At 58.5% G+C, this 21,945-nt stretch carries 20 protein-coding genes; 4 read left to right on the top strand and 16 right to left on the bottom strand.

Annotated elements, in window-relative coordinates; all coding sequences use genetic code 11:
* Positions 1–104 precede the first annotated feature (104 nt).
* The 5 genes from ACQZ5M_RS10880 to ACQZ5M_RS10860 form a co-directional block, all read right to left on the bottom strand.
* The gene (locus ACQZ5M_RS10880; protein ID WP_449079733.1) at positions 105–920 is read right to left on the bottom strand and encodes a MurR/RpiR family transcriptional regulator; all 816 of its coding nucleotides are present in this window, start codon (positions 918–920) and stop codon (positions 105–107) included.
* Between the two features lie 103 nt (positions 921–1,023).
* Positions 1,024–3,027 carry an acetyl-CoA carboxylase biotin carboxylase subunit gene (locus tag ACQZ5M_RS10875; protein ID WP_449079732.1) on the bottom strand — a complete coding sequence of 668 codons (2,004 nt, stop codon included), beginning with the start codon at positions 3,025–3,027 and terminating at the stop codon, positions 1,024–1,026.
* Positions 3,028–3,038: 11 nt separating this feature from the next.
* Positions 3,039–4,571, bottom strand: coding sequence for an acyl-CoA carboxylase subunit beta (locus ACQZ5M_RS10870; protein WP_449079731.1), 1,533 nt, complete (start codon positions 4,569–4,571; stop codon positions 3,039–3,041).
* Positions 4,572–4,662: 91 nt separating this feature from the next.
* Positions 4,663–5,100, bottom strand: a complete 438-nt coding sequence (locus ACQZ5M_RS10865; RefSeq protein WP_449079730.1) for an EamA family transporter — start codon at positions 5,098–5,100, stop codon at positions 4,663–4,665.
* 118 nt (positions 5,101–5,218) lie between these two features.
* Positions 5,219–6,553: a dicarboxylate/amino acid:cation symporter gene (locus ACQZ5M_RS10860; RefSeq protein WP_449079729.1), complete on the bottom strand. Its 1,335-nt coding sequence runs from the start codon at positions 6,551–6,553 to the stop codon at positions 5,219–5,221.
* A gap of 257 nt (positions 6,554–6,810) precedes the next feature.
* Here ACQZ5M_RS10860 and ACQZ5M_RS10855 point away from each other — a divergent pair, with 257 nt between their 5' ends.
* On the top strand, positions 6,811–8,631 hold the full coding sequence (locus ACQZ5M_RS10855) for a sensor histidine kinase (protein ID WP_296099678.1): 1,821 nt from the start codon (positions 6,811–6,813) through the stop codon (positions 8,629–8,631).
* A 1-nt stretch (position 8,632) separates the two neighbouring features.
* The gene (locus ACQZ5M_RS10850; RefSeq protein ID WP_449079728.1) at positions 8,633–9,988 is read left to right on the top strand and encodes a sigma-54-dependent transcriptional regulator; all 1,356 of its coding nucleotides are present in this window, start codon (positions 8,633–8,635) and stop codon (positions 9,986–9,988) included.
* A gap of 45 nt (positions 9,989–10,033) precedes the next feature.
* Here ACQZ5M_RS10850 and ACQZ5M_RS10845 read toward each other — a convergent pair whose 3' ends face one another.
* From ACQZ5M_RS10845 to ACQZ5M_RS10820, 6 genes are all read right to left on the bottom strand, one after another.
* Positions 10,034–10,516 carry a BA14K family protein gene (locus ACQZ5M_RS10845; protein ID WP_296017041.1) on the bottom strand — a complete coding sequence of 161 codons (483 nt, stop codon included), beginning with the start codon at positions 10,514–10,516 and terminating at the stop codon, positions 10,034–10,036.
* A 210-nt stretch (positions 10,517–10,726) separates the two neighbouring features.
* Entirely contained in the window at positions 10,727–11,473 is a 747-nt protein-coding gene (locus ACQZ5M_RS10840; protein WP_296099676.1) for an aspartate/glutamate racemase family protein, read from the bottom strand.
* Positions 11,474–11,483: 10 nt separating this feature from the next.
* Positions 11,484–12,302 carry an ABC transporter permease gene (locus ACQZ5M_RS10835; protein WP_296099675.1) on the bottom strand — a complete coding sequence of 273 codons (819 nt, stop codon included), beginning with the start codon at positions 12,300–12,302 and terminating at the stop codon, positions 11,484–11,486.
* Positions 12,303–12,305: 3 nt separating this feature from the next.
* Complete coding sequence (locus tag ACQZ5M_RS10830) at positions 12,306–13,217, bottom strand: ABC transporter permease (RefSeq protein ID WP_449079727.1); 912 nt, start codon at positions 13,215–13,217, stop codon at positions 12,306–12,308.
* A gap of 61 nt (positions 13,218–13,278) precedes the next feature.
* Complete coding sequence (locus ACQZ5M_RS10825; RefSeq protein ID WP_296099667.1) at positions 13,279–14,568, bottom strand: ABC transporter substrate-binding protein; 1,290 nt, start codon at positions 14,566–14,568, stop codon at positions 13,279–13,281.
* A gap of 31 nt (positions 14,569–14,599) precedes the next feature.
* Positions 14,600–15,679: an ABC transporter ATP-binding protein gene (locus ACQZ5M_RS10820; protein ID WP_296099665.1), complete on the bottom strand. Its 1,080-nt coding sequence runs from the start codon at positions 15,677–15,679 to the stop codon at positions 14,600–14,602.
* A gap of 263 nt (positions 15,680–15,942) precedes the next feature.
* On the opposite strand from ACQZ5M_RS10820, the gene ACQZ5M_RS10815 reads away from it, so the two are divergent.
* On the top strand, positions 15,943–16,653 hold the full coding sequence (locus ACQZ5M_RS10815; protein ID WP_296099663.1) for a GntR family transcriptional regulator: 711 nt from the start codon (positions 15,943–15,945) through the stop codon (positions 16,651–16,653).
* A 51-nt stretch (positions 16,654–16,704) separates the two neighbouring features.
* Here ACQZ5M_RS10815 and ACQZ5M_RS10810 read toward each other — a convergent pair whose 3' ends face one another.
* Together ACQZ5M_RS10810 and alr are read right to left on the bottom strand one after the other, a co-directional pair.
* Positions 16,705–17,961, bottom strand: a complete 1,257-nt coding sequence (locus ACQZ5M_RS10810) for a D-amino acid dehydrogenase (protein ID WP_449079726.1) — start codon at positions 17,959–17,961, stop codon at positions 16,705–16,707.
* Between the two features lie 7 nt (positions 17,962–17,968).
* Positions 17,969–19,135 carry an alanine racemase gene (gene alr, locus ACQZ5M_RS10805; protein ID WP_449079724.1) on the bottom strand — a complete coding sequence of 389 codons (1,167 nt, stop codon included), beginning with the start codon at positions 19,133–19,135 and terminating at the stop codon, positions 17,969–17,971.
* A 126-nt stretch (positions 19,136–19,261) separates the two neighbouring features.
* On the opposite strand from alr, the gene ACQZ5M_RS10800 reads away from it, so the two are divergent.
* Complete coding sequence (locus tag ACQZ5M_RS10800; protein WP_296017081.1) at positions 19,262–19,738, top strand: Lrp/AsnC family transcriptional regulator; 477 nt, start codon at positions 19,262–19,264, stop codon at positions 19,736–19,738.
* A 13-nt stretch (positions 19,739–19,751) separates the two neighbouring features.
* Here ACQZ5M_RS10800 and thiD read toward each other — a convergent pair whose 3' ends face one another.
* Genes thiD through ACQZ5M_RS10785 form a run of 3 tightly spaced genes read right to left on the bottom strand, consistent with a single transcriptional unit; the run spans position 19,752 to position 21,935 of the window.
* The gene (thiD, locus tag ACQZ5M_RS10795) at positions 19,752–20,552 is read right to left on the bottom strand and encodes a bifunctional hydroxymethylpyrimidine kinase/phosphomethylpyrimidine kinase (protein ID WP_449079723.1); all 801 of its coding nucleotides are present in this window, start codon (positions 20,550–20,552) and stop codon (positions 19,752–19,754) included.
* On the bottom strand, positions 20,549–21,208 hold the full coding sequence (gene thiE / locus ACQZ5M_RS10790; RefSeq protein ID WP_449079722.1) for a thiamine phosphate synthase: 660 nt from the start codon (positions 21,206–21,208) through the stop codon (positions 20,549–20,551). The genes thiD and thiE overlap by 4 nt, the downstream gene beginning before the upstream one ends.
* Complete coding sequence (locus ACQZ5M_RS10785; protein WP_296017089.1) at positions 21,195–21,935, bottom strand: hydroxyethylthiazole kinase; 741 nt, start codon at positions 21,933–21,935, stop codon at positions 21,195–21,197. The genes thiE and ACQZ5M_RS10785 overlap by 14 nt, the downstream gene beginning before the upstream one ends.
* Between the last annotated feature and the right edge of the window lie 10 nt (positions 21,936–21,945).

The following is a 21,945-nucleotide window of genomic DNA, read 5'->3' as shown; positions in this document are numbered from 1 at the left end:
GCGCCGTGATGCGCTACAAAGGACGGAACTGGACGCCCGTCGCTCTTCTCCCTAATTCATATTTGGATCATAAATTCTATTTTTTCTATTTTCAACACGAATATTCAATTTTGTCTGTGTGTTCCCACACCCACTGCAAGCGCAATCGCAATGCAGAGGGTCGCCGACAGAGAACGGAATGCACCGAAATCGACCTCTGACACAGTCAGCACTGTGGCATCGAATTGGCGCAGCGGATTGACTGCGGTATCGGTGATCGCCACCACTGGTATCTTGCGGGCACGACTTGAGGAAACAATATCGATCGTCTCTGCGGAATAGGGCGCAAAGGTGATGGCGAGGACGACATCGCCCTGACGGATTGCGCTTGCGCTCTGCAACTGGCCGACGGAGGCATGCAGCATGGAGGGCACCTGCATTTTCTCAAACGCGTAGGCAAGATAGCTTGCGACAGGAAAGGAGCGACGCAAACCGACGATATGGATCATTTGTGCGCCAGCCAGCACCTGGATCGCGGTCTCGAAAGCAGCCTGATCGACGGTTTTCAGCAGGTTTTCCAGCGATGCACGCCCGGCCTCGACGAATTCCGCCAGAAGCCGACCGCCGCTGTCTTCTCCCTTGTCGCGCAGGTTCGTGAGCCGCGTGTCGTAATCCGGCCAGCGACCGGAATAGCTTTCCTTGAACAGCCGCTGCATCTCCGAAAAACCGGAGAAACCGAGAATCTGGCAAAAACGCATGAAGGCAGAGGGCTGGACACCGGCGGCATCGGCCATCTCGGCTACAGTGGAAACGGCGATGCGGTCGGTATTGGCTGCCACATAGTCCGCGCACTGCCGCAATCTCTTCGGCAGTTTCGGCGCCACCTCAACGAGTCTTTCCTCAAACTCCTTCACCGTTGCCGGTGCGGCAAGATCCTGCATCTCGTTTCACTCCCCCAAAAATGAAATCGTCTCTCCTGGATTGGAATATCTATTCCAGAAAAGGCGTGACAGGGAAGCGGAATTTCTCAATCCTCAAATAGGCTCACTCGAATTCCAGGATCACCTCATCGACGGCAAGGCTGTCGCCAGCCTTCACCGCCACCTTCACGACCCGCCCCTTGCGCTCTGCCCGCAGGATGTTTTCCATCTTCATGGCTTCCACCGTCGCAAGCGCCTGTCCGGCTTCAATCGCGTCACCCTCCGCGACCGAAATCGATGTAATGACGCCGGGCATGGGGCAAAGCAGCATCTTCGATGTGTCTGGCGGCAGCTTCTGGGGCATGAGACGCGCAAGCGCGGCGACGCGGGGGCTGCGCACGCGGGCGATGACATCCACGCCATGCCAACGTAATCGGATGGAGGATGGCGACAGATCGACCTTTACCGCCAAAACCGCATCGCCGAGCCGGAAAGTCCCAAGGCTACGGCCCGGCAGCCAGTCCGTTTCGACAGCCAGCCTCTTGCCGCCCTCGACTTGAGTCACGGTATGATCGCCCTCGAGATCAACGGAAATCCGGTGCTCGGTTTTACCGAGTTGAACCACCCAGTCTTGGCCTACGACGCGCCGATGATTGCCGATGGTGCCGGAGATCTGCGCTGCGCGGCTCTGTACTTGGTGGTGAATGAGCGCAGCAATGGCTGCGAGGTTCTCATAGGCTTCCGTTTCGAGCTCCACTCCGGAAAAACCATCTGGAAACTCCTCTGCGATGAAGCCTGTCGTCAGATTGCCCGAACGGAAACGAGGATGCTGCATGACCGCGGAGAGAAAGGGAAGATTGTGCCCGATGCCCTCTACCTCAAACCGATCCAGCGCCTCCCCCATGGCATCGATGGCAGAGAGCCGCGTCTCGCCCCAGCTACAGAGCTTGGCGATCATAGGATCGTAATACATCGAGATTTCGCCACCCTCGAAAACGCCGGTATCATTGCGAAGGATCGTACCATCCTCCTTTCGGCCCTCTTCCGGTGGGCGGTAGCGGGTTAACCGACCGATAGAGGGCAGAAAGTTGCGATAAGGATCTTCCGCATAAAGTCGGCTTTCGATGGCCCAACCATTGAGCTTGATGTCCGCTTGAGAGAGAGACAGCTTTTCGCCCGCTGCGACCCGGATCATCTGCTCTACCAGATCGATGCCGGTTACGAGTTCGGTCACAGGGTGCTCCACCTGAAGCCGGGTGTTCATTTCCAGGAAGTAGAAGTTGCGGTCGCCGTCGACGATGAATTCCACCGTACCGGCAGAGAAATAACCGACCGCTTTGGCAAGTGCGACAGCCTGCTCGCCCATCGCTTTGCGCGTTGCCTCGTCGAGAAAAGGAGAGGGAGCCTCTTCGATCACCTTCTGATTTCGGCGTTGAATGGAGCATTCCCGCTCACCGAGATAAAGCACAGTGCCGTGCTGGTCGCCGAGAACCTGAATTTCGATGTGACGCGGTTGTGTGACGAATTTTTCGATGAAAATCCGATCGTCGCCGAAGAATGCTTTTGCTTCGTTGCGTGATGACTGGAAGCCCTCGCGGGCCTCGCTGTCATTCCAGGCGATCCGCATACCCTTGCCGCCGCCGCCGGCCGATGCCTTGATCATCACGGGATAGCCGATCTCGGATGCAATGCGGACGGCCTCATCCGCAGTCTCGATCAATCCCATATGCCCGGGAACGGTCGAGACCCCCGCCTCGGCTGCGAGCTTCTTGGAGGTGATCTTGTCGCCCATCGCTTCGATGGCTTTGACCGGCGGGCCAATGAAGGCAACGCCTTCCTTTTCCAGAGCCGCTGCGAAAGCCGGATTCTCAGAGAGGAAGCCATAGCCCGGATGCACCGCGTCAGCACCCGTTTTGCGAATGGCCTCGAGGATCTTGTCGATGACGATATAGGACTTGTTGGACGGGGCCGGGCCGATATGCACGGCCTCGTCAGCCTCGCGTACATGCAGCGCATTGGCATCCGCATCGGAATAAACTGCGACTGTTACGATGCCCAACTTCTTAGCGGTGCGAATGACGCGGCAGGCGATTTCGCCGCGATTGGCAATGAGGATTTTCTTGAACATAGGCTTCATCCTCACAACGGAATCGTATTGTGTTTCTTCCAATGCGTCGTCACCTGCTTGTTGCGCAGGGACGCAAAAGCGCGGGCGATGCGGCGCCGCGATGAATGCGGCATGATCACTTCATCGATGAAGCCGCGTTCGGCAGCGACGAAGGGGTTGGCGAAGCGCTTTTCATATTCGCGCGTCCGTTCCGCGATCTTGTCGGGGTCGGACAGTTCGGAACGGTAAAGAATCTCAGCCGCACCCTTGGCGCCCATGACGGCAATCTCCGCCGTTGGCCAAGCGTAATTGACGTCGGCGCCGATATGTTTCGACGCCATCACATCGTAAGCGCCGCCATAGGCCTTGCGGGTGATTAGCGTCACCATCGGCACGGTCGCTTCCGAATAAGCAAAGAGCAGCTTGGCCCCATGCTTGATGACGCCGCCATATTCCTGCGCGACGCCGGGCAGGAAACCTGGCACATCCACCAAGGTCAGGATCGGAATATTGAAGGCGTCGCAGAAGCGCACGAACTTCGCCGCCTTGCGGGAGCTGTCGATATCAAGGCATCCGGCCAGCACCATGGGCTGATTGGCGACGACGCCGACCGTCTCTCCTTCAAGGCGGATAAAGCCGGTGATGATGTTTTTGGCAAAGGCCTCCTGCAACTCGAAGAAATCGCCCTCATCCGCAATCGCGTGGATCAGCTCCTTCATGTCATAGGGCTTGTTGGAACTGTCAGGGATCAGTGTGTCGAGCCTAGCCTCAAGCCGGGCAGGATCGTCATGGAACGGTCGGGTTGGCGGCTTCTCCCGGTTGTTCGTAGGGAGGAAATCGAAGAGCGCCCGCACCGCTTCAAGTGCCTCGATATCGTTCTCATAGGCGCCATCGGCAACGGAGGATTTTTTGGTGTGGGTGGTGGCGCCACCCAGCTCTTCGGCGGTGACGATCTCGTTGGTGACGGTCTTCACAACGTCCGGACCGGTCACGAACATGTAGGAGGTATCGCGCACCATGAAGATGAAGTCGGTCATGGCGGGCGAATAGACCGCACCGCCGGCGCAAGGGCCCATGATGACGGAGATCTGTGGAACGACGCCAGAGACTTCGGCATTGCGGCGGAAGACCTCCGCGTAACCTGCAAGCGAGGACACGCCTTCCTGAATACGTGCGCCACCGGAATCGTTGAGGCCGATGACGGGTGCGCCGACCCGCACCGCCATGTCCATGATCTTGCAAATCTTTTGCGCATGGGTTTCCGATAGCGAGCCGCCGAGCACGGTGAAGTCTTGAGAGAAGACATAGACCTGCCGTCCGTTGATCGTTCCCCAGCCAGTCACAACGCCATCGCCAGCCACCTTCTGTTCCGCCATGCCGAAGTCAACCGCCCGGTGGGTGACATACATGTCGTATTCTTCGAAGGAGCCTTCATCGAGCAGGACGTCGAGGCGCTCGCGGGCAGTCAACTTGCCTTTGGCGTGCTGCGTATCGACGCGTTTTTGCCCGCCGCCAAGACGAGCTTCGGCGCGGCGGCTTTCCAGTTCTTTAAGGACTGAACGCATGAGACCTCCCTGTCGCATTCGCCGAACAGTCTTAAAGCCTTATTCGATAAATGGAAATGCCGCCTTGGTCGCAGATGAAACGTCCAGTCGGCTAGCCCCGATAGGCGACAAGAACCGCTCCGCAGGCGATCAGGATCACACCGAGCCAGTTCGGAAGAGAAAGCCGTTCGCCGAGAAAGAGGACCGCAAACACTGCGACAAAGACGACGCTGAGCTTGTCGATCGGCGCAACACGCGCCGCATCGCCAATCTTCAGCGCACGGAAATAGCAGATCCAGGATGCGCCGGTTGCAAGCCCCGAGAGAATAAGGAAAAGCCACGTGCGTGGCGTGACCGTCGCCGGGCTCTGCCAGTTTCCGGTGATGTAGAGCATCAGCGCCGCCGCCAGGAGAATGACGATGGTTCGGATGAAGGTGGCGAAATCGGAATTGACGTTTTCGATGCCGATCTTCGTAAAGATGGCAGTCAACGCGGCAAAGCCCGCTGAAAGAAGCGCCCAGAATTGCCAGGACAGAAACAGATTTTTCATGATCGAGCGCCGGTGAGGATTGGATGGACCCATCATGACCGACCTTTGGCCATAAAAGAAGAGGCCCGCCTCGATGGAGCGAAGCGGGCCTCTGCATGACGTGCGTCAATGATGTGGCTTACTCTGCCGGAACGACCGTTGCCGGAACGTCTGGAAGCATTTTCGGCTCGTCGCCTCTCAACGCCGCGGCCAGTTGCTCCTGATCCAGCTCGCCTTCCCAGCGTGCCACAACGATGGTTGCGACGGCATTGCCGACGAAGTTGGTGAGTGCGCGGCACTCCGACATGAAACGGTCGATGCCGAGGATCAGCGCCATGCCGGCGACCGGCACGGACGGTACGACCGAGAGCGTGGCAGCCAGCGTAATGAAGCCCGCACCGGTGATGCCTGCAGCGCCCTTGGAGCTCAACATAGCAACGAGCAATAGCAGAACCTGCTCACCGAAGGACAGGTGGATACCGGTTGCCTGTGCGATGAAGAGGGCAGCGAGCGTCATGTAGATGTTCGTGCCATCGAGGTTGAAGGAATAGCCGGTTGGAATGACGAGACCGACGACGGAGCGCTTGCAGCCTGCTCGTTCCATCTTGCTCATCAGGCCCGGAAGAGCGGCTTCCGAAGAAGAGGTGCCGAGAACCAGCAGCAGTTCTTCCTTGATGTAGCGGATCAGTGCCAGGATGGAGAAGCCGTTATAACGGCAGACGGCACCCAGAATGACGAGAACGAAGACGAGCGACGTGAAATAGAAGGTGCCGATCAGCATCGCGAGATTGGTAACCGATGAAATGCCATATTTACCGATGGTAAACGCCATGGCGCCAAACGCGCCGATCGGGGCGGCCTTCATCAGGATCGCGACCAGCTTGAAGATCGGATACATCAGGGCGTGCATGAAATCGACGACTGGCTTACCACGCTCTCCGACGACGCCAAGCGAAATGCCGAACAGGACGGAGAAGAACAGAACCTGAAGAATATCGCCCTCTGCGAAAGCGCCGACGATCGTCGTCGGGATGATGTTCATCAGGAAGCCGGTAATGGACTGCTCATGCGCCTTGGCGGCATAGGTGGCAACGGCCTTGCCGTCCAGCGTGGACGGATCGATATTCATGCCAGCACCCGGCTGAACGACGTTGGCAACGATCATGCCGACGATGAGCGCCAGCGTGGAAAAGGTCAGGAAGTAGATCATCGCCTTGCCAGCAACGCGACCGACCTTCTTCATGTCGTTCATGCCGGCGATGCCGGTTGCGACTGTGAGGAAGATCACGGGTGCGATGATCATCTTGACCAGACGGATGAAGCCATCACCGAGCGGCTTCAGCTGTTCGCCAATAGCCGGGTAAAAGTGACCGAGTGCGATACCTGCGGCGATAGCGACGATGACCTGGAAATAAAGGTGCCGGTAAAACGGCAGTTTGGCGTGGCTTTCAGCCACAGCTGTGCTGTCAATCATTGTAGTTCCTCCTCAGCTTAACCCTGCCCTGACGGCCTCCCGGGTTTGCCTTTACGTTTCGCCCGGCCCTCTGCCGTTCGAAACTACATGAGCAAATAGCGTGCCAGTTTGCTTGAGTGCGGATAAGGTATTGTTATAAATCATCTTTATTTTCCGAGGATGCCGGAACTCTTTTTGAGTGTGCATTTTCCCGCTCGCCATCTCTTGTCTTTTGTGTGGAATTCCGCACAGTGAAGTCATGGTATTTCGAGCGATCAATGTCAGTATTCGTCAATAGCACCCGCTTCCGCTGGATGGCCTTCGCACTGATGTGGCTCATCATCGCCTTTGGCGCGTTTGTCGCGGCCGATAAGCTCGGTCGTGTCCAGGCCACCAAGCGGTTGATTGCCGATGCCACCACCGACGCTGAATTGAAAACGGCGTTGCTGAACGTGGCCCTGGAGCGCCCGCGCGTTTTGCCGCTCGTGCTTTCCCGCGACCGAGATATCACCGAGGCGCTCGAAAATGGCGGCGCTGCCATCCAGCGGCTGGATGAAAAGCTGGAAGGACTGATCGAGGGCACGCAGGCCTCGGTCATCTATGTGACGGATGCGAGCGGCGTCACAATAGCATCCAGCAACTGGCGCACCTCGGAGAGCTTCGTCGGCTCCAATTATGCCTTCCGTGACTATTTCCGACGGGCGATGGATGCCGGCATGGCGGAGCATTACGCGCTCGGCAATGTCAGCCGCCGGCCGGGGCTCTATATATCAAGGCGGGTCGATGGCGCAGATGGAAAGCCGCTCGGCGTCGTCATCGCCAAGGTTGAATTCAACCGACTTGAGAGCGACTGGAACATTGGCGGGCGTCCCGTCTATATCGTCGATTCCAACGGCGTGGTGCTGATGACCAGCATTCCCGAATGGCGGTTCAAGACTGTGGCCTCGATCGATGAAGACAAACGGCGGATGATTTCCGCCAGTCTTCAGTTCGGCGAGGAGGCGCTTTCTCCGATGCCGGTGCGACTTCGCTCGCAACTCGGTCCGGATGTGGCGCTGGTGGAGGTGAACTCTCCGCCCACGCTGAAGGGCGAGTATCTTCGTCTCGAACTTCCCGTTCCGACGACCAGATGGTCATTGCACTATCTTCAGCCCGTCACGCCGACAACGAATGCCGCAATCCGCGAAAGCCGGACCGTGGCTCTTGCCGCACTCATGCCCCTTTTTGCCCTCTCGGCAATCTGGCTTCGGCGCCGGTTAAAGGCGGAGCAGGCGCAGGCCGCTGCAGAACGGGACCGTGCAGAACTGGAACGCCGTGTTCAAGAGCGGACCGTCGATCTGACCATGGCGCGCGACAAACTTCAGGCAGAAATTCTGCGCCATGAACAGACGGGCAAGGAACTGCAAAGCGTTCAGCATGATCTGGTCAAGGCTAACCGGCTCTCGATCCTTGGACAGGTGGCCGCGGGCGTCGCGCATGAGATCAATCAGCCTGTGGCGACCATTCGCGCCTATGCCGACAATGCGCGGGTGCTTTTGAAACGGAAGCGTAGTGAGGAGGCAGATGAGAACCTGGAAAACATCGCGAGCCTGACAGAGCGTATCGGCGTCATCACCAGCGATCTCAAAATCCTCGCGCGCAAGGGAAGGACCGCGGCGGAACCTGTCAGCATTCGTCTGGTTGTCGAAGGCGCTGTGATCTTGCTGCGAAGCCGCTTCTCCGGCCGCATGGATATTCTCGATCTTGATCTGCCCGATGAAGGCGTCAAGGTTATGGGAAGCCGCATTCGGCTGGAGCAGATCGTCATCAATCTCTTGCAGAACGCGCTCGAAGCCGTCGAGGAGAAAAATGATGGACGCGTTGATGTGAGGGTCGAGGAGGAAAAGGATGATGTGGTGCTGAAGGTTCGCGACAACGGGCCAGGCATCGCGGCGCCTATTCTTGAACAGCTCTTCTCGCCCTTCAACACCTCGAAGGAAGGCGGCCTCGGCCTTGGTCTCGTTATCTCCAGCGACATCGCGTCGGATTATGGCGGACGGATCGAGGTCGATACCGGCAAAAGTGGCACGTGTTTTTCAGTTTATTTGAAGCGGACATGACATGACGGTGATGGGAACAGTCTATCTGGTGGATGATGACTCGCAGCTTCGCAAGGCGATGCGGCAGACGCTGGAACTCGAAGGCATGACGGTCATGCCCTTCCCCAAAGCAGAACTCGCACTTGACGCTCTGGACGAAAACTTCGACGGCGTGATCGTGACAGACGTGCGCATGCCCGGCATGGATGGCTTGCAGTTTTTCGAACATGTCCGGAAGATCGATGCGGATTTGCCCGTTATCCTGATTACCGGCCACGGCGATGTGCCGATGGCGGTCAGCGCGCTTCAGAATGGCGCTTATGATTTTATCTCCAAGCCCTTTCCCGCCGAGCGCATGGTGGAAAGCGTGCGCCGCGCACTGGAAAAGCGCAAGCTGGTGATGGAGAACCGAGCGCTGAAGCGGGCGGCTGAGCACTCGATCGATGACATGCCGCTCATTGGCCAGACCCCGGCCATGGAGCGGCTTCGCAACACGTTGCGCCACATCGCCGATACGGATGTGGATGTTTTGGTGGCGGGCGAAACCGGAAGCGGCAAGGAAGTGGTTGCTACGGCGCTTCACCGCTGGAGCAAGAAGCGGTCACAGGGAAACTTCGTCGCGCTGAACTGCGGCGCCTTGCCGGAGACTGTGATCGAAAGCGAGTTGTTCGGCCATGAGGTAGGTGCATTCACCGGCGCGCAGAAGAAACGTATCGGTCGCATCGAATATTCCAGCGGCGGCACGCTGTTCCTCGACGAGATCGAAAGCATGCCGCCTGCTCTCCAAGTGAAGATGCTGCGCGTGCTGGAAATGCGCGAGGTTTCCCCGGTCGGCTCGAACGAGGAACGTTCCGTCGACATCCGAGTCGTGGCCGCAGCCAAGGTGGATCTGGGTGATGCCGAGCAGCGCAAGGATTTTCGCGAGGATCTCTATTACCGTTTGAATGTGGTGACGCTGTCTATCCCGCCACTGCGCGAACGCCGAGCGGACATACCGCTCCTCTTCTCCCATTTCGTCGGCAAGGCCTCCAGCCGCTTCGGCATTCCTGTGCCGCAGATCAGCGCCTCCGTTTCTCGCCATCTGAACGAACATCAATGGCCCGGCAATGTGCGTGAACTCGGCCATTTTGCCGAGCGTGTGGTCCTTGGTCTCGAGGGCGGTCAGGCAGCTGCCTCTACGCCTTTGCCGCGAGATGATGTAACGGCGACGCTCGGCGAACGGATGGATCGCCAGGAAGCGGATATTATTCGGGAGACTCTGGAGAAGCATCAAGGCGATGTGGCCGAGACCATTGCGGCGCTCGGAATTGCGCGCAAGACCTTTTACGACAAGCTACAGCGCCATAACATAAACCGCTCGGATTACGTCCCCAGGTGAGGGCACTCCGAGCGGCTTAACTGTTCGAAATCAAGACTGTAGCGGTTATCCCGCTACGCAGAAGTGGCTGTTGCCATCGTTGCCGATATAGGTCCCGCTGTTCGGGTTGAAGCTGCGGTAACGCTGTGAGCAATAGTTATACCAGGACTGCGACCACGGCTCGATTGTGCGATAAACCTGACGCTGTCTGTAAACAGGCTGAGGCTCGTAAACCGGTTGGGCACGGTAGACCGGGCGCGGTGCGGGACGATACTCGCGATAATCCGGATCGTCGTAGCTGTAGCTCGGCTGATAGGTCTGGTAACGACGAACCGGAGGCGGCTCGACATAGACCGGCTCTTCCTCATAACGCGGCTGCGACATGGCAGAGCCGACGGCTACACCTGCGGCAAGACCAAGAACGCCACCGATGATGGCGGCATCGCGATTTCTGTGACGCCAGTCGCCGGCAGATGCCGTATTCAAGGGTGCCAGAACGGTTGCAGAGACCGCAAGCGCCAGAAGAGATTTAGCTGCAATCGAAGCCATGTTCATTTTCCACCAAAACGGCGGTTACCCGCCAGTTGTTATCTGATGGTTAAGAAAATAGCGTCAGCAGGCTGAACGGGCGCTGAATGAATTGTGGCAGGACCGAGACGTTTGAATCATAGCTCCAGACCGCAAAATCTGCTTCTGCAGGCACTATCCGCAAATTCCAATAGGCAGAGCGCGACTGTGCCCAAAAGGATCGACAGCGCTTCAGCCTGCCGCCATCTGGGCAGGCGAAAACGCCTCCATCAATCCAAGATAGCGCTTTTCGACAGGGGCCGCATAGGCTCCGCGCTTTGCCGTGGTTAGCTTGAGAGAGATCAGCGTCTCGGCGTGTTTAATCGCCGCCGACACGCCATCGATGACAGGAACGCCAAACTCGTGCGAAAGCTCCGCCGCCAGTTCCGCCATGCCGGCGCAACCTAAAACGATGGCTTCCGCCTTGTCCTCATTGAGGGCAGATGAGATCTGGGCACGTAGCCGCGGCAGGGCATCCGAAGTCGGGTCTTCCAATGAAAGAACCGGAATGTCAGCCGCACGCACCTTTGCCCGCGCCGCCATGCCATAGCGATGCACGAGATGTTCGAGCGGCAGGCGGGAGCGCTCCATGGTGGTGACGACCGTGAAACGTTGGGCGATAAAGGCCGCGGTTGCGACGGCTGCCTCACAGATGCCGATGATGGGAATGGTCGCAAGCGCGCGTGCCGCATCGAGCCCCGTATCGTCGAAGCAGGCAATCACCGCTGCCTGCGCGCCATTCTTCTCGGCCTTGGCAATCTCCAGCAGAAGGCCGGGAATGGCAAAGACCTCGTCGTAATAGCCCTCGATCGAGACCGGCCCCATCGAAGAGGTCACGGCTATGACCTCTGTCGAGGCAGAGGCTACGGCTTTTGCCGCCGCCTCGATCGTTCGGGTCATCGACTGGGTAGTGTTGGGATTGACGACGAGAATGCGCATGATCTGAGGTTCAGCCTTTCAGACGACGACGGTTCATGGCGACGATGATGCCGAGCGTGGCGCCAATGACGATAAGAGAGAAGAAGGTGGTGACGGCGCCGAGCGCATAGAGGACCGGCGTGGTCACGTTGGTAGTCATGCCATAAATCTCGAGCGGCAGGGTGTTGTAGGTGCCAGAGGTCATCAGGGTTCTGGCAAACTCATCATAGGACAGTGTGAAGCCGAACAGGCCAACGCCGATCAGACTTGGCGCGATCATCGGCAGGACGACATTGCTGAAGGTCTGCCACGAGCTTGCGCCCAAGTCGCGTGCTGCCTCCTCATAGGATGGCGAGAAGCGGTTGAAGACTGCGAACATGATGAGGACGCCGAAAGGAAGGGTCCAGGTCAGATGCGCCCCGAAGGCGGAGGTGTTCCATGCGGGCTCTAAGCCGAGCTGTTGGAAGAGCACGCCGATGCCGAGCGAGATGATGATGGAGGGCACTACGAGGCTTGCGACGGCAAGATAGAAAAGCGGCGTAGCGCCGATGAATTTGCGGCGGAAGGCAAGACCGGCCAGAAGCGAGACCAGAACCGTCACGATCATCACCATCACGCCCAGCATGAAGGAACGGCGGAAAGAGCCGCCGAAGTCGCCCACCGCCTGCTGCTCGAAGAGATTGGCGAACCAGTGCAGCGACACACCATTCAGCGGGAAGGTCAGGCCGCCATTCGGTCCCTGGAAGGCGAGGATCAGGATCGCCGAAAGCGGGCCATAAAGAAACAGCACGAAGAGGGAAAAGAAGATGGCTAGGATGTAGAATTCGCGACCGCGTGTTTCCGAATGCATGGATCAGAGCTCCTTACGGATATCGACGACCCGCAGGATGCCTGCGACCATCAGGAGAACGAGGGTGAGAAGCACGACCGCGTTTGCGGCGGCCGCCGGATATTGCAACAGAGACATCTGGTTCTTCATCATAAGGGCGACCGAGGCGCTCTGCCCGCCGGACATGACCTGCACGGTGGAGAAATCCGCCATAACCAGCGTCACGACAAAAATGGTGCCAATCGCCATGCCAGGCTTTGCCAGGGGAATGATGACGTTCCACAGCACTTGCCAGCTGGACGCGCCCGCATCACGCGCGGCTTCCACCAGCGACTTGTCGATGCGCATCAATGTGTTGAAGATCGGCGTCACCATGAAGAGCGTGTAGAGATGCACCATGGCCAGCACCACGGCAAAATCGGAATAGAGCAGCCATTCGATGGGTGCGGGAACAATGCCCATATTGACCAGCGCGCTGTTCACCAACCCGTTGCGCCCCAGTACCGGAATCCACGAAATCATGCGGATGATGTTGGAGGTCAGGAAGGGGACGGTGCAGATGAGGAAAAGCACCATCTGCATGGTGGTGGTGCGGATATGGAAGGCGAGAAAATAGGCGACCCAGAAGCCGAGAAACAGCGTGATGGCCCAGACGATGAACGCGTATTTCAGTGTGTTGAGGTATGTCTGCCAGGTCACCCATGAACCGAGCGTTTCGGTATAGTTGAAGGTGACAAAATCCGGATACATCTGGGCGAAGTCGTAATCCCAGAAGCTGACGACCGCGATCATCAGGATCGGCAGAAGCAGGAAGAAGCCCAGGATCAGCGCCAAAGGTGCGGCCTGGATATAGGAGATCAGCCCTGGCGGCAGGGCAAAGGGCTTGCCCGCTTTCTCTTTCTTTTCGCCAACGCCTATAAATCTGACCGTCGCCATTCCTGGAGCCCTTTGTTGTTGTCGTGACCGGCGGCAGCTAGCCGCCGGTCTCCTTACGTCATCAAGCAGCGATGAACTCGTTCCAGCGGCGGACCATGTAACGGTCCTCGTCCATGACGGAGTTCCAGCATGCGACCTTGCCCATGCGTTCCTCGAAGGAGCCGCCATCGCGCACAGCGCCGGCCTTTTCCATGACCTTGCCGTCTGGAGCGATGATGTCGCCCTGGGCAGGCTTGCCTTCCACCCAGTAACCCCACTCGTCGGCGGTCATGAATTCCTTCGCCGTTTCCATGGCGGCGGAGTAGTAGCCCTGACGGTTGAGGTATGCGCCGACCCAGCCGGATGTGTACCAGTTGATATATTCATAGGCCGCATCGAGCTTGGCGCCGGTGAGGTGCTTGGCAAGGCCAAGACCGCCACCCCAGGAACGATAGCCTTCCTTCAGCGGCTGGTATTTGCAGGCGATGCCCTTGGAGCGAACCGCGGCAACGGCCGGCGACCACATCGACTGGATGACGACTTCGCCGGATGCCATGAGGTTGACGCTCTCGTCGAAGCTCTTCCAGAAGGCGCGGAACTGGCCGTCCTTCTTGGCCTTAATGAGGAAGTCGATCGTCTTGTCGATTTCCGCCTTCGTCATATTGCCCTTGTCGGCATATTTGATGTTGCCCATGGCTTCCATGATCATTGCCGCATCCATGATGCCGATCGACGGAATGTTCAGGATGGACGTCTTGCCCTTGAACTTCGGGTCCATGATATCGGCCCAGGTGGTGATCTCACGGCCCACGAGATCCGGGCGAATGCCGAGCGTGTCGGCATTGTAGATCGTCGGAACCATTGTGAAGTATTCGGTTTCGCTCTTGGCAAACTTCTTGTCGCCGGGCTTTTCGACATAACCCACCGTGTGGGGCGCCGTACCTTGGGCAATGACGCTGTCGGGTGTCAGCTTGCCGGTTTTGAACAGCGGTACGATCTTGTCGTAATATTTCAGCTTCTTGATTTCCATCGGCTGGATCACGCCCGCCGGATAGACCTTTTTCAGGATCCAGTACTCGATATCGGCGATATCGTATGAGTTCGGCTGGGTGACGGCGCGCTGTGCGGCTGCGTCCGAATCCGTTGCCGTCATTTCAAGCGTGATGCCGAGGTCCGCCTTGCACTTTTCGGCAATCGCATTGATGTTGGAAACGCCTGTGCCGAACTGGCGAAGCGTGATCGGGTTTTGCGCCCAGATCGTGGGGAAGCCGGTGATCAGTCCGGAACCGACGGCAGCACCTGTGGCGGCAGCGCCCGCCTTCAGAAGACCGCGTCGGGTCAGACCTTTTTTCGTCTTGTTTGCATCGGTCATGCTAGTTCTCCTCTGGCTGTTTTTGTGGTCGTTATTCTACCCGTCCGAGCACGATGGCATCGGCCGCATTCCAGGAAAGAGGTATGGCATCGCCAACCTTGATCGGATTTTCGAAGAAGACCGCATCGGTCAAAATCACGTTGAATTCGTCGATGCCCGCACCCGTGACGACAAGCTTCACGCTGGCGCCGCGATATTCCACGTTGGACACGATGCCGGTAAAACCGAGGCCTTCTTCGCCTTGGCCGATGCGCACGCGGTCGGTGCGCACGGCAATATCGACGCTGTCATCCGGCGGGACCTTGCCACTGGCCTTGAAGGTGCCGCCGCCGGCCACCTCCAGCGTTACGACTTCTCCATCGACGGACTTCAGACGGCCGGAAATGACATTATGGTCGCCCATGAAGCGGGCGACGAAGGCCGTCGCAGGGCGCTCGAACACCTCGCGCGGCGCTGCGGCCTGCTCGATGCGTCCGTCATTCATGACGACGATGATATCGGCCAGCGCCATGGCCTCTTCCTGGCTATGGGTCACGTGGACGAAGGTGATGCCGAGCGAAGTCTGGAGCTTCTTCAACTCGGCGCGCATGCGGATTTTGAGGAAAGGATCGAGCGCCGAGAGTGGTTCGTCGAGAAGCAGGGCTTCCGGATCGGTGATTAATGCGCGGGCAAGCGCCACGCGCTGCTGCTGGCCACCGGACAGCTGGGCGGGGCGGCGGGTCGCATAGGGCTCCAGCTGCATGAGCTTCAGCATCTCCAGCGCTTTGGCCCGACGAGTCTCCTTGTCGACACCCTTCATCTTCAAGCTGAAGGCGACGTTGTCGATGAGATCGAGATGCGGGAAAAGCGCGTAGGACTGGAACATCATCGCTGTGCCACGTTGTGCCGGCGGCAGATCCGTAACGACCGTATTTCCGAGGCGAACATCGCCGCTGGAGATGGTCTCATGCCCTGCGATCATTCGCAGTGTCGAGGTCTTGCCGCAGCCCGACGGTCCCAGCAGGCAGCAATAGCTGCCGGCGGGAATCTTCAGGCTGATGGCGTGAACGGCGGTGGTGCTTCCATAGACCTTGGTGACGGAGGCGATGTCTATCTCGGCAGCTTTGCTCATGCATGTTCCCCTGCTTGTTGATAAGGAACTTGCATATGCCGTGCCAGTTTTGGTTCGCCGTTGTTAAGCGTTTGAAACTGGACGGGTTTTATTTTAAGTGCCGCTGCTTTGTTCAGGGCATTTTATGTGCATGCACAAAAAAGAAGCTATTGTTGTCAATGAAGCCCAATATTGTATGCAATCTGCTTGGCCGCGATATGGAGTTAGAGTTTTCCAGTCTGCACAGTTTCGCTATAGTCAGAGAGGAAAATCGGGAAACGCCAATGACGCTCTCGGAACTGCAGACTGACATGGAAAACGCGCCGGAGGATCGCGCGCAGGCTATTCGCGATACGTTGAGAGACGCGATTGCGGATAGACGTCTCACCCCGGGCACAAAATTGTCTGAAGCGGAAGTGGGGACACTCTTCAATGTCAGCCGCACTGTCGTGCGTGCGTCCTTGCAGATGCTGGCCTTCGAAGGTCTGGTCAAGACGGAGCGAAACCGAGGTGCTTTCGTTTCCAATCCATCGCCGGATGAAGCCCGCCAAGTCTTCGCCTCGCGCCGTCTGATCGAACAGGGCGTCGTGGCGGCTGTCGTGGAGCGGATCACGCCCGACGCCATCGCAAGTCTGCGTGCTCATCTCGGGCAGGAAACGCGCCATCAACATGAGCGTGGGCCTTCTGCCCGCCGTGCGGAAATCAAGGCGTCCGGCGATTTTCATCTGCTGCTGGCGTCGCTTGCGGGCAATGCCATATTGGAAAAATTCATGGGCGAACTTGTTGCCCGCTCGTCCCTCGTCATCGCGCTTTATGGCCGATCAGGCATTTCGAGTTGCGGTCACGGCGATCATTCAGCCATTCTCGATGCGCTGGAGGCCCGCGATGTCGAGAAGGCCAATCATCTGATGATGCTTCATCTCGATCACATCGAAGCCGATCTCGACCTGCGCATCAAGGATGGTCTGGCGCTGAAAGAAGCGCTTGCGCTGTAACAGACAAAGGCCATGCGCTAAAGTCGCGCACGGCACTGATATGCTGTTCAACTATGCCGCGTAGCGGCTGATACCAAGGTCGGCGGTTTCGATCTCCGGTCTGTTGCCGGACACCAGATCGGCCAGAACTCGGGCCGAGCCACAGGCCATAGTCCATCCAAGCGTGCCGTGGCCGGTATTCAGATAGAGGTTGGCATAGCGCGTCGCGCCGATCACCGGAGTTCCATCCGGTGTCATCGGACGCAATCCGGACCAGAACTTGGCTTGGGACTGATTGCCAGCACCACCGAACAAATCTTCCACCGAATGCGTCAATGTCGCCTGTCGCTTGGCGGGTAGATCCTTGCTGAAGCCAGCGATTTCCGCCATGCCGCCTACGCGGATGCGATCTCCCAGACGCGTGATCGCCACCTTATGCGCCTCATCCATCACGGTGGAGATCGGCGCTTTGGCCTCATCGACGATCGGCACCGTTATCGAATAGCCCTTTACCGGATAGACGGGCAGGTCGATGCCGAGATGCTTTAGGAAATGCGGCGTGTAGCTGCCAAGCGCTCCGACAAACACATCTGCTTCGATCAGGCCCTTACTGGTCTCCACAGCCTTGATGCGGTTGCCCTCGATCACTGGCCGCATGATGCCGGTATCGTAGATGAACTTGACGCCTGCCTGCTCGGCAAGCCTTGCGAGTTCCGAGGTGAACATGAAGCAGTCGCCGGTCTCGTCACCCGGCAGTCGCAGGCCGCCTACAATCTTGTCGCGGGAGGCAGAAAGGCCGGGCTCTGCCGCAACGCAGGCTGCACGGTCGAGGATTTCGTATGGCACACCACCGGCTTTCAAGACCTCGACATCCTTGCCGATGCCATCGAACTGCTTCTGGGTGCGGAAAACTTCCAGTGTACCCTGCATGCGCTGATCATACTGGATGCCGGTTTCGTCGCGAAGCGCCATCAGGCAGTCGCGGCTATACTCGGCAATGCGGACCATGCGGCTCTTGTTGACGTTGTAGCGCGCCGCCGTGCAGTTGCTCAGCATCTGGATCATCCAGCGCCATGCGGCAGGATCGGCAGTTGGACGAATGATCAAAGGCGCGTGCTGCATGAAGAGCCATTTCAGCGCCTTCATCGGAATGCCGGGTGCCGCCCAGGGGGAGGAATAGCCAGGCGATACTTCCCCCGCATTGGCAAAGCTGGTTTCCAGCGCTGCCGCGGGCTGCCGGTCGATGACGGTGACGGTGTGTCCGGCCTTGGCAAGATACCAGGCCGAGGTGACGCCAATGACGCCGGCTCCGAGAATGGTGATGTTCATGCTGGCCTCACTTGTCTCTGATGATGGTGGAAGAAGCGGCAGTCTGCTTTTCCGGATGAATATAGTGGCGGCGATAGCGCTGGCCGAGCCGCGTCAGGATTTCGTAAGCGATGGTGCCCGCATCCTCGGCAATCGCCTCGAGCGACTGATTTGGGCCGATGATTTCCACGAGGCTTCCATGCGTCAGCGTGCCTTCGGGAAGGGCGGAAATATCGAGCGTAATGCTGTCCATCGAGACGCGCCCGGCAATAGGGAGCCGAACGTCATTGAAGTAAGCGGCTCCACGGCTGCTCAGCGAGCGCGGCAGACCATCCGCATAGCCTGCCGCAATCGTCGCCAGCCGGGTTTCTCGCGTGGTGCGCAGCGACGCGCCGTAACCGACAAAGCTTTCAGCAGGGACAGTGCGCGTCTGCACCACGGCAACGCTGAGGCTGACCACCGGCTTCATCGGGTTGGGATGAGCGGACGACGGCGCTCCGCCATAGAGCGCGATGCCGGGGCGCATCAGCGCATTGTGATAATCCGTGCCGAGGAAGATGCCGCCGGAATTGGCAAAGCAGATCGGCACGCCGGGGAAACGCTCGGTCGCCTTGCGCATGGCCGCAAGCTGCACCGCATTCGCCTCATGGTCCGGCTCGTCGGCGCAGGCCAGATGGCTCATGATGCAGGTGAGATCGATGCCCTTCAAAAGGTCAGGGGTCGCCAGCAGGGTATCCACCTCGTAAGGCGCAAGCCCGAGCCGCGACATGCCGGTATCGATCTGCAGTGCTGCGGGCAAGGTCTTTCCGAGTGCCGCGGCCTGTGCGCTCCATTGTGCGATCTGTTCCAGGCAGTTCAGAACCGGAATGATATTGAGCGCTGCGCAGGATACATCATTGCCGAGCTGAAGGCCGTTGAGAACCAGGATTTTTGCGTCGCTGCCAATGTGCAGGCGAAGGGATAGAGCCTCATCGATATGGGCGACGAAGAAATGACGGCATCCGGCATCGTAAAGCGCCGGTGCGACGATATCGGCACCAAGACCGTAGGCATCAGCCTTCACCACCGCGCTCGTTATCGAATGCGGGGCCTTGGCGGCAAGCGCGCGATAATTGTCGCGAAGCGCTGAAAGATCGATGGTCAGATAGCCGCTTGCGCCACCCTTAGCTTTCTGCGGCTGGAGGGTCATGTCCATTGTCGTTCCCCTTGTCTTATCGCAACAGGGTATTGCAATGATTGTTGAATTTAAGCAGTCTGAGTCGAAGAAAATTCGATAAAAATCTCGATCTCACAATTTTATGCGATTAATCGGAATGAAATCATGTCTGCACTCGACGCCACCGACCGTCACATCATCCGGCTATTGCGGTTGAACGCCCGCATCAGCAATGCCAAGCTCGCAGCAGAGGTGGGGCTCTCACCCTCCGCCTGCCTGCGCCGCGTCGATATTCTGGAGCGGGAAGGCGTCATTCGTGGCTATACGGCAATCACCGGAAGCGCTGCCGGGGGGGAGGCGATCTCGGTCATCGTCCAGATCACGCTCGACCGGCAGACGGAAGATTTTCTCAATCGCTTCGAAAATGCCGTGCGCCGTTACCCGGAAGTGCGAGAGTGCTACCTGATGACGGGCGGCTCGGATTATTTTCTCCGGGTCGAAGTGGAGACGGCAGGCGATTTCGAGCGCGTCCACAAGGATATACTTTCGAAACTGCCGGGTGTATCGCGTATCCACTCAAGCTTTGCGATCCGCAATGCGCTGGCTGCTCCCAAACCGAGAGCGTCCGATCGCAAGTCCTAGGAATCGGTGCCGGTCAGGCCGGCCACCAGCGGTAAAAATGGTGAACGGGGCCGTGGCCGCTGCCGACATGAAGATCACGGCCTGCGGCGAGTGCGCCTTGAAGGTAGTCTTTCGCAAGGCCAACGGCATCGACAAGTGACAGGCCAAGTGCGAGATGAGCGGTGATTGCCGCTGCCAGTGTGCAGCCGGTGCCATGGTCGTTCTTCGTTTCGATCCGCGGCATAGCGAACTCCTGAACGGCCTGACCATCGAAGAGAAGATCCACACTCTCTTCCCCGCCACCGTGACCGCCTTTGATCAACACCGCGCGCGCGCCAAGCTTCACGATCAGTTCTGCCTGCTTCAACATGGCGTCTCGATCTTTGGCAATAGCGGTGCCGGTGAGCAGCGCCGCCTCGGGAAGGTTCGGCGTGGCAAGCGTCGACTGCGGCAACAATTCCGTGCGAAGGGTTTCGATCGCGCCTTCCTGAAGCAGCCGGTCTCCCGAGGTCGCCACCATGACCGGGTCGAGAACTACAGGCTGGGGTTGCTCACGAAGCTTTGCCGATATGGTTAGGATCGTGTCGATGCGCGATACCATGCCGATCTTGATAGCGTTGATGTCGAGATCGGAGAAGACCGCATCCATCTGTGCGGCAATCATCGTCGCGGAGATGTCTTCAACCGCACTGACACCCCTGGTGTTCTGGGCGGTGATGGCGGTAATGACGCTTGCACCATAGGCGCCAAGCGCCGAAAACGCCTTGAGATCCGCCTGAATGCCGGCGCCTCCGCCGCTGTCGGAGCCGGCGATGGTCAGAGCGATGGCCGTCATGATCGTGCTCCCACTGCGTTATCCACGGCTTTGCGAAAATCGTCTGTGGCGGCGGCGATATCGACGGCGTGAAACAGACCGGAGATCAATGCGACGCCGTCGGCCCCCGCCGCGATCACGTCTGGTACACGCGCAAGCGTAATGCCGGCAATGGCGCCGACGGGTAGATCCGGTCGCTCCTTTCGCAGGAAATCTCTCAGGCGCCCCAGTCCCTCAAGGCCCACGGGGGAATCTGGATTGAGTTTTGACGTGGTTTCGAAGACGCCGCCAATGCAGGCATAGTCTGCGGGCGCTTCGGCGACCTGACGGGCATCGGTCATCGCCTTCACAGTGAGGCCAATGATGGCGTTCTGACCGAGAAGCCGTCTTGCCGTTGTTGCATCCATATCGTCCGCCCCGAGGTGAACGCCATCCGCACCGCTTGCCAGCGCCACATCCACACGGTCGTTGATCACTAGCGGCACGCCCGTTCCGCGCAGCGTCTCTACGATGGTTATGGCTTGTTCGATCATCTGGCGTGTGGACGACGTCTTGTCACGATACTGTATGATCGTTGCGCCATGTCGTGCCGCCACTGCGGCCAGTTGCGAAAGAGGCGCGACGTCGGTGAGAGAGGCATCGACGATGGCATTAAGCCGGTAATCAATCTTCGTCATGTTCGATCCTGGCATGGGAGAGAATATCTTCGCGCGTCAGATTGAACAGCGCGTCCAGAAAGGCGACCTCGAACGATCCTGGCCCGTTTGCGTGTCTCGCGGCCATCTGCGCGGAAACGCCCGTTATGGTGAGCGCCGATGCCGCCGCCAGCATGACGTCCTCCTCTACGGCCATGAAGGCCGCGATGACGCCACCGGAAAGGCAGCCTGTTCCTGTCACCTTCGCCATCAAGGTGTGACCGTTGACGATCCGAATCTTGCGGTCTGCGTCACTCAAGCGATCGACCGCCCCGGTCTGAATGCGTAACGCGCCGTCAATATCCCCAATGACCGCCATTTCCGCCGCATTACCCCGCACGATGGAGGGGGACTGGCCGCTCAGCTCCCGTGCAAAATCCAAACGTGATGGAGAGTAGTCGCAGTGGACCGGATCTATGATCCAGGGCTTGCCGTGGCGATTGGCGATCTCCACGGCCATACGAATGACCTTGCGGCGGGCCGCGTCCAGTGTCCCCAGATTGATCGTCAACGCGTGGGTCTTGACGACGAAGCTTTCGATTTCCTCCTCGGAAGAGGTCATGGAGGGGATACCGCCAATCGCTGTGATGCCGTCCGCAGTGAACTTCTGGACCACCGTATTCATAAGGCAGTGAACACGCGGTCTGTGCTCCCGCACGCGGCTCAGGAGTTGCGCCGCTTGCTCCGCAGTGGGGATATTTGCCTTCAACAGTTCATCT

This window comes from Rhizobium sp. 22-785-1 (assembly GCF_053521965.1).
The sequence above is the reverse complement of the archived record's forward strand: the minus strand, read 5'-3'. Positions and strand labels throughout refer to the sequence as shown.